Origin of the sequence: Kineococcus rugosus, assembly GCF_050871975.1 — a bacterium.
Lineage (GTDB): Bacteria > Actinomycetota > Actinomycetes > Actinomycetales > Kineococcaceae > Kineococcus.
This window is the reverse complement of the sequence record NZ_JBJLSJ010000070.1, coordinates 1-8,280: the sequence shown is the minus strand read 5'-3', so window position 1 is coordinate 8,280 and position 8,280 is coordinate 1. Positions and strand designations below refer to the sequence as shown.

Sequence of the window (8,280 nt, the reverse complement as noted above, 5' to 3'; positions counted from 1 at the left end):
CCCCCCCCCCCCCCCCCCCCCCCCCCCCCCCCCCCCCCCCCCCCCACCCCCCCCCCCACCACCCCCCCCCCGCCCCCCCCCCCCCCCCCCCCCCCCCCCCCCCCCCCCCCCCCCCCCCCCCCCCCCCCCCCCGGCGGGAGGGTGGTCAGCCCTGCGCGGCGAGGACGTGCGCGCCGATGGAGCGCCCCGTCAGCAGGGAGTCCTCCTGACCGTCCCAGTCGTGCCGGCCGTGCCGCCCCACCCGGGCGAGGTTGGTGAACCGGTCGAGCTGGGTGTCCACCGCGGCCCGGGCCTGCTCGACCCCGCGGGTCAGCACCGGCACGCTGCGGGGCAGCCGGAGCACGTCGTGGTCGAGCACCCGCACCCGCGGGTCGACGCCGAACCGGGGCAGCTCGGCGATGGCCAGCGAGGACAGCTCGTGGTCGGAGCGGGCCGACAGGTCGTCGTCCCCGGAGCTCCAGAACTCCGCGCACAGGACGGTGCGGGGTTCGTCGCGGAACGCCGCCGGCCGCCACGCGCGGGTGTTCGAGAGGCGCCCCACCCGCACCGACTCGTCGTAGGCGGTGACGTAGTGGCTGTCCTGGCCGACCGCGCCGGTGCGCGGCGCCCCCTCCAGCAGCAGGTGCACGAGGTAGGTGTCGCGCGAGCCCAGGACCGGTCCGGCGGGCGCGCTGGTCCCGGGCAGCCACCGCAGCAGCACCGGCGCCGGGACGCTGGAGACCACCGCCCGGGCCGGCAGCGCCGACTCCCCCGAGGCGTCGCGCAGCCGCACCGCGGTGATGCGCCCGTCCTCGGCGTCCAGCCCGACGACCGCGGTCCGCAGCAGCAGGCGGGCTCCGCGGGCCACGAGCCGGCGGGCCAGCTCCTCCCACACCGCTCCCGTGCCGGCGGTGGGGGTCAGCAGCTCGACGGGGCCGTCCCACCCGCGGCGGGTGCCCTGGAGCTTGTCGGCGAACGCCGGGGACAGTTCCCGGGGGTGGACCCCGAGGTACTTGCGGCAGTACGGGACGAACAGCTCCTCGACGAGCGCGGCGCCGTGCTGCGCGACGAGCACGGCGTGGGCCGAGTCCACCGCGGAGCGGGGACGGGGCAGCCGGGCGGTGACCCTCCCCGCGGCCAGCCGGGCGGTGGTCCCCGCCCCCGCGGTCCGCAGCACGTCCCCGGGACGGGGCGGGAACCCGACGACCCGGCCGCGCCAGACCGCCGCGCGCACCGCCTCGGTGCGTTCCACTCCCCCCGCGGCACCGGCCAGGTCCAGCCAGCGGCGGACCGACTCGGGGTGGGAGGACGACAGGAAGCTGTGCGGGCCCAGGTCGAAGCGGTGCCCCCACAGCTCCACGGAGCGGCTCAACCCGCCGACGCCGGGGGCGCCGTCGACCACCACGACCTGCTCCCCCGCGTCCAGCAGGTGCTCGGCCGCGGCGAGCCCGGCGGGCCCGGCGCCGATGACGACGACGGGCTCGCCGGCGTCGCTGCGCCCGTGGACCTGCGCCACGCTCACCGTGCTCACCGCCGGCTCCCCTCGTCCACGACGTCGTCCGCACCACCGGGGGCGCCGGGGCCGCTCGGCCCGGCCCCGGCGGCCGGGGTGCCGAGGAGCTGGTCCACCACGGCCGCCCAGCGGTCGGTCAGGACCTCGGCGGCGAACCCGCGACGGGCCCAGGTGCGGGCCCGCTCGGCCAGCTGCGCGGTCTGCTCACCGCCCTCGGCGGCCCACCGCTCCAGCGTCGCCAGCACCCGGGCCAGACCCTCGCCGTCGCGGAACAGCAGCAGCTGGTCCCCGTGGGCGACGTCCATCCCCGAGGCGCCCTGCGGCGTGGTGAGCGGCACCAGTCCCAGGACGGCCGCCTCGACGACCTTCACCGTCAGCCCCAGCGCCTCGCGCTGGGGGGCCAGCAGGAAGGCGTGCTGGACGAGCTCGGTGTGCAGGCGCTCACGGTCGAAGGAGCCGCGCAGCACCACCGAGGGGGCCGTGACCCGCGGCCGCACCGATTCCGGCACCTCCCCGAAGACGTGCAGCTGCCAGCCCTCGAGCCCGTCGGCCCGCAGCGCCGGTTCCAGCTCCTCGATCCACCAGCGGACCGCCTCCTCGTTGGCGAAGGCGGTCAACGACCCGGGGAAGGCCAGCCGCCGGTCCAGCGCGGCGCCCCCGGTCCACTGCCGGCGCACGGTGGCGGTCACCGCCATCGGCAGCGACCGCACCGGCGCCCCGACGCGCTCGGACAGCCGCGCCGCCTCCGTCGGGGAGACCAGCGACGTGCCGTGCGCGGTGCGGGCCAGCTCGTCCTCCCGGGCCCGCAACCGCCGGGCCTCGGAGGCCAGGACGCGCCCGACCGGCACCCGGCGCAGCAGCGCGGACGCCACGGCCGAGGTGGGCCGGCGGTGCCCCAGCAGCTGGTGCAGGTCCATCGACCGCGAGCGCCACAGGTCGTACCGGTCGGACAGCAGGTCGTCGAGGTCGACGAACCAGGGCCGCCCGGAGTCCTCGGCGTACGGGGCCAGCCGGACGCCGTCGGCGACCACGGCGTCGATGCGCTCGACGTCGACGATGCGCCGCACGGCCCGCTGGACGCGCGGCGAGTAGTAGAGCCGTTCGTTGAAGGACCGCAGGCCGCGGCGGGCGGCGGCCGGGCCGGCGACCTCCCACCAGCGGACGTCGGGCAGCCGGTGGGTGGCGACCGACCGGTCGACGGGGACGACCTCGGCGGGGCCGCCGACGACGGCGCAGACCACCTCGTGGCCGGCACCGGTGAGGGAGTCGACGATGGTCCGCAGGACCAGTCCCCGACCGCCGGCGCCGGCCAGCGGTCGTGTCATCAGGAGCAGGATCCGAGCCACGTGCTTCGCGTCCCCCGGCTCAGACGAGGTGGCGCCAGTCGAGGACCGCGGTGCCGCGGCGCTCACCGGCGGCCAGGACGAGGGCCTGGACGGCGAAGGCGGTGACCCACACGTTGGCGTGGGGCAGCGGGGTGCCGTCGGTGCCGGCCCCGAAGGCGAAGCCGCCGTGGGCGCGGGGCTCGCCCGGGGCGTCGACCTGCCGGGCGAGGAGGGTGGTGGTCAGCCGCTGGGCGGCGCGGGTGCCGTGGACCGAGTGCAGGGCAGCCAGCCGCAGGACCTGGGCGACGGCGTCGACGCGGGGGTGGCGCACGACACCGGTCCTCCCGGCGTCGTCGGCGCCGGCGCGGCGCGGGGGCAGGCCGTCGCGGTCGGTGGTGGCCAGGGCCCACAGGGTGGCGCGCTCGGAGGCGGCGAGGAGGTCCTCGCGGCCGGTGGCGGTCCCCACGGCCCACAGCGCCTCGGCCGCGTAGCAGTGCGGGTGCAGGTTGGTGGTGCCGGCCACCGGGTTGGTGACGAAGCGCCCCGACTCGGTCTGGTGGCGCAGCGCGTCCTGGCAGACGGCGAGCGCGGCGCGGGTGAAGCGCTCGTCGCCGGTGACCTCGCCGAGGGCGGCGAGGCCGATCCCGATCTTGGCGTGGTGGACGCCGGGTCGGGTCGACCAGTCGGCGGGCGCGTCCTGCCAGGCCCCCGCCTCCGGGGTCGCGGGCCAGGGCTGGACGACGCCGTCGGCGTCGACGTGCCGCAGCAGCCACTCGCCGGTGTCGACGGCGGTGCGCAGGGCCAGGGCGCTGCCGCCCTCGGCCGCGCGGGCGACGTGGTGGGCGACCAGGCCCTGCAGGATGATCCCCGCGTCGAAGGTGTAGAGCCGATCGGCCTTGCCGGCGAAGCGGCCGACCGCGGCGGAGGCCTCCAGGCAGCGGAAGGCGCCGGGGACGGGCTGGACGGCCGCGGCGAGCCACCGCACGGCCCGCTCGGCGTCGCCCAGGGCCACCTCGCGCAGGGCGAGGTCCCCGCGGGCGGCGAGCCAGGCGCCGAGGGTGACCTGGTAGCCGGTCACCTCGGAGTACTCGAAGGGGTAGACCTCCGCGGTGCGGTCGAACCAGGAGTGGTACCCGCCGCCGTCGCTCTGGATGCCGGAGCGCTGCAGCCAGCGCACGCCGCGCCGGGCCGCCTCCAGCGCGGGGACGGCCTCGGTGCTGCGGGGGCGCGGCACGGCCCCCAGGGTGCGGCCCTCGTCGGTGGTGCGCGTGCTGTCGGTGGTGCTCTGGCTCATCCGTCCCCCCTCGTCGCGGCAGCCGTGACCCCCCGGTCGGTCGGCTGTGATCGGCGCCGAGTGTGGCAGGTGGCGGGGGGTCGCCGGTGGGGGTTTCCTCGGTTGCCCCGAACAAACACGAAGGGTTTCAGCGGATCACCGAGCGTCGAGGATGCAACGGCGAAAAACTCACCGGCAGTAGGCGATCGGGACCGTGCGCAGCCCCGACCGCCCCCGGGTCGTCAGCTGGCGCGAGCCCTCCGGCGGCGCGTCCCCGCGGTCGCCGCCGCGGTGGCGGCGGCCGGCAGGACCTGCGCGAGGAACTGCCCCGTGTAGCTGTCGGGGTTCGCCGCGACCTCCTCGGGCGTGCCCGTGCAGATGACCGTCCCGCCACCGCTGCCGCCCTCGGGGCCCATGTCCACCAGCCAGTCGGCGGACTTGATGACGTCGAGGTTGTGCTCGATGACCAGGACGCTGTTGCCCTTGTCGACCAGGCCCTGCACCACCCCGAGCAGCTTGCGGATGTCCTCGAAGTGCAGCCCCGTCGTCGGCTCGTCCAGGACGTAGATGGTGCGGCCGTTGGAACGGCGCTGCAGCTCGGAGGCGAGCTTGACGCGCTGCGCCTCCCCGCCGGACAGCGTCGTGGCCGGCTGGCCCAGGCGCACGTAGCCCAGGCCGACCTCGGTCAGCGTCGTCATGTACCGCGCGATGGCCGGGACGGCCGCGAAGAACTCCGCGGCCTCCTCGATGGGCATGTCGAGGACCTGCGCGATGGTCTTGCCCTTGAAGTGCACCTCCAGGGTCTCCCGGTTGTACCGGGCCCCGTGGCAGACCTCGCACGGGACGTACACGTCGGGCAGGAAGTTCATCTCGATCTTCAGCGTGCCGTCACCCGCGCACGCCTCGCAGCGGCCGCCCTTGATGTTGAAGGAGAACCGGCCCGGCTGGTAGCCGCGCAGCTTCGACTCCGGCGCGGAGGCGAAGAGCTTGCGGATGTGGTCGAAGACGCCGGTGTAGGTGGCCGGGTTCGACCGCGGGGTGCGGCCGATGGGGCTCTGGTCGACGTGCACGACCTTGTCGAGGTGCTCCAGCCCCTGCACGGACTTGTGCCGGCCCGGGACGCGGCGGGCGCCGTTCAGCCGGTTCGCCAGGACGGTGTAGAGGATGTCGTTGACCAGGGTGGACTTGCCCGAGCCGGAGACGCCCGTCACCGCGACGAGCTGGCCGAGGGGGAACTCGACCGTGACGTCCTTGAGGTTGTGCTCGCGGGCCCCCGTGACGACGAGCGTGCGCCCGTCCGAGGGCCGGCGCTGCGCCGGGACCTCGATGGCGCGCGCCCCGGACAGGTATTGCCCCGTGAGCGACTTCGGGTTCGCCAGCAGCCCCTCCAGGTCCCCCGAGTGCACGACCTCGCCGCCGCGCTCCCCCGCGCCGGGGCCGAAGTCGACGATCCAGTCGGCGACGCGGACGGTGTCCTCGTCGTGCTCGACGACGATGAGGGTGTTCCCCAGGTCGCGCAGCCGGGTGAGGGTGTCGATGAGGCGGCGGTTGTCGCGCTGGTGCAACCCGATCGACGGCTCGTCCAGGACGTACAGCACCCCCACCAGGCCGGAGCCGATCTGGGTGGCGAGCCGGATGCGCTGGGCCTCGCCGCCGGACAGGGTGCCCGAGGGGCGGGCCAGCGACAGGTAGTCCAGGCCGACGTCGAGCAGGAACCCCAGCCGGGCCTGGATCTCCTTGAGCACCTGCCCGGCGATCTTCTTCTCGCGCGGTGCGAGCTGCATGGCGTCCAGGAACCGCGAGCACTCGTCGATCGGCATGGCGCAGATCTGCGAGATCGAGTGGCCGGCCAGCTTGACCGCCAGCGAGGTCGGCTTCAGCCGGTCGCCGCGGCACGCCGGGCAGGGGGTCTCGCGCATGTAGCCCTCGTACCGCTCCTTGGAGGAGTCGGACTCGGTCTCGGCGTGCCGGCGCTTGACGAACTCCACGACCCCCTCGAAGCCGGTGGAGTAGGACCGCTCCCGGCCCCACCGGTTCTTGTAGCGGACGTGGACCTGGTGGTCCTTGCCGTGCAGCAGGGCGTCCTTGGCCCGCTTGGGCAGGGCCCGCCACGGCGTGTCCACGGAGAACGACAGGTCGTCGGCCAGCGCCGTGACCAGCCGGTCGAAGTAGTCGGCCGAGCCGGACGCCCAGGGCGCGATGGCGCCCTCCTTCAGGGACAGGTCCTCGTCGGGGACGACGAGCTCGGGGTCGACCTCCAGCTGGGTGCCGATGCCGGTGCACTCCGGGCAGGCGCCGAAGGGGGAGTTGAAGGAGAACGAGCGGGGCTCGATCTCGTCGAGCTCGAGCGGGTGCTCGTTGGGGCAGGCCATCTTCTCGGAGAAGCGGCGCTCGCCCTCCGGGCCCTCCACGTCGACGAGGTCGGCCACCAGCAGCCCCGACGACAGCACCAGCGCGGTCTCGACCGAGTCGGTCAGGCGCCGCTTGACGCCGTCCTTGACGACGAGCCGGTCGACGACGACCTCGATGGTGTGCTTGAGGCGCTTCTGCAGCGTCGGGGGGTTGTCGAGGGGGACGACGTCCCCGTCGACCCGGGCGCGGGCGAACCCCTTGGCCTGCAGCTCGCGGAAGAGCTCGGCGTACTCGCCCTTGCGCTCGCGCACGACGGGGGCCAGGACCTGGAAGCGGGTGCCGTCGGGCATCTCCAGCAGCTGGTCGACGATCTGCTGCGGCGTCTGCCGCCCGACCGGCTCGTCGCAGACGGGGCAGTGCGGCTGCCCGGCGCGGGCGAACAGCAGACGGAGGTAGTCGTAGACCTCGGTGATCGTCCCCACCGTCGAGCGGGGGTTGCGCGAGGTCGACTTCTGGTCGATCGAGACGGCCGGCGACAGACCCTCGATGAAGTCCACGTCGGGCTTGTCCATCTGCCCCAGGAACTGCCGGGCGTAGGCCGACAGCGACTCCACGTACCGGCGCTGGCCCTCGGCGAAGATCGTGTCGAAGGCCAGCGAGCTCTTGCCCGACCCGGACAGGCCGGTGAAGACGACGAGGCTGTCGCGCGGCAGGTCGACGGACACGTCCTTGAGGTTGTGCTCGCGCGCCCCGCGCACCACGAGGCGGTCGCCGGGGACCCGGGCGCTCGCGACCGGGCGCGCCGCCGCCGCGGCCGCCGACGGCCGGCGGGAGGTGGTGCGGGCAGCGGTGGTGCGGGGGGACGTGCCGGTGCGCGGGGAAGGGGTCCGAGAAGCCACGGGCCCAACCCTAGGCGCCACCTCCGACACGAGCGCCCGCGCGGTTGTTCGACGGCTGTTCGACGGCGGCCCGAGGTCGGCCCGGAGCGGCCCGGTGGACGCCCGCGACGGGGCGACCGCGCAGGTCACGGGCCCGACAGGCGTCCCCGCGGGCCTGGATCAACCGTTCGGGGGACGCTGGTGGTTGAGCGTTCTGCTTACGCTCGGTGCATGGCCCTCCCCGCGACCGCCCCGCACCCCGCCGCCGCCGCCGACCGGAGCGCCCCCGAGGACGCCCCCGAGGCCACCCCCGAGGCCACCCCCGGACCCACCCCCGGCGCGGCGGACGTCGCCGGCCGGGGCGGCACCCGCTGGCTCGACGACGAGGAGCAGGTCACCTGGCGCGTCTTCCTGTCGGCGACCCAGCTGCTGCTGGACCGCTTCGACCGCCAGCTGCAGCACGACTCGGGGATCGTCCTGACGTACTACGAGATGCTGGTCCGGCTGTCCGAGGCGCCCGGCCGGTCGCTGCGGATGAGCGAGCTCGCCGAGTCCTCGCTGGCCTCCCGCAGCCGCGTCTCGCACGCGGTGGCGCGCATGGAGGAACGCGGCTGGGTGCAGCGCCGCTCCTGCCCCACCGACGGGCGCGGGTTCCTCGCGGTCCTCACCGAGGAGGGGATGCAGGCCCTGCGCGCCGCGGCCCCCGGGCACGTCGAGACGGTGCGCAGCACCCTGTTCGACCAGCTGTCCGCCACGCAGCTGCAGCAGCTGCGCGAGATCAGCACGACGCTGTTCGAGCACCTGCGCCGCACCGGCAGCGTCTCCCCCGTGCCCGGACTGGGCGGCGCCCCGCAGGACGGCTGAGCACGGCGGGGGGGGGGGGGGGCGCGGCCGCCGGGGCCGCGCCGCCGCCCCCCCCGCCGCGCCCACCCCCCCCCGCGCCCCCGTCAGGTCACCAAC

General features: G+C 75.7%; 5 protein-coding genes. 1 reads left to right on the top strand and 4 read right to left on the bottom strand.

From position 1 onward, the window contains the following. Window positions 1–145: 145 nt before the first annotated feature. From ACRYM6_RS22775 to uvrA, 4 genes are all read right to left on the bottom strand, one after another. A complete protein-coding gene (locus tag ACRYM6_RS22775; RefSeq protein WP_432545173.1) occupies window positions 146–1,510 on the bottom strand; it encodes an FAD-dependent oxidoreductase in 1,365 nt (454 codons plus the stop codon). After that, window positions 1,507–2,817 carry a glycosyltransferase gene (locus tag ACRYM6_RS22770; protein WP_432545172.1) on the bottom strand — a complete coding sequence of 437 codons (1,311 nt, stop codon included), beginning with the start codon at window positions 2,815–2,817 and terminating at the stop codon, window positions 1,507–1,509. Before ACRYM6_RS22770 ends, ACRYM6_RS22775 begins: the two co-directional genes overlap by 4 nt. A 40-nt stretch (window positions 2,818–2,857) precedes the next feature. Then, window positions 2,858–4,111: a hypothetical protein gene (locus ACRYM6_RS22765; protein ID WP_432545171.1), complete on the bottom strand. Its 1,254-nt coding sequence runs from the start codon at window positions 4,109–4,111 to the stop codon at window positions 2,858–2,860. A gap of 221 nt (window positions 4,112–4,332) precedes the next feature. Beyond that, window positions 4,333–7,203, bottom strand: coding sequence for an excinuclease ABC subunit UvrA (gene uvrA / locus ACRYM6_RS22760; protein WP_432545174.1), 2,871 nt, complete (start codon window positions 7,201–7,203; stop codon window positions 4,333–4,335). A 348-nt stretch (window positions 7,204–7,551) separates the two neighbouring features. On the opposite strand from uvrA, the gene ACRYM6_RS22755 reads away from it, so the two are divergent. After that, window positions 7,552–8,184 carry a MarR family winged helix-turn-helix transcriptional regulator gene (locus tag ACRYM6_RS22755; RefSeq protein WP_432545170.1) on the top strand — a complete coding sequence of 211 codons (633 nt, stop codon included), beginning with the start codon at window positions 7,552–7,554 and terminating at the stop codon, window positions 8,182–8,184. The last annotated feature ends 96 nt before the right edge of the window (window positions 8,185–8,280 follow it).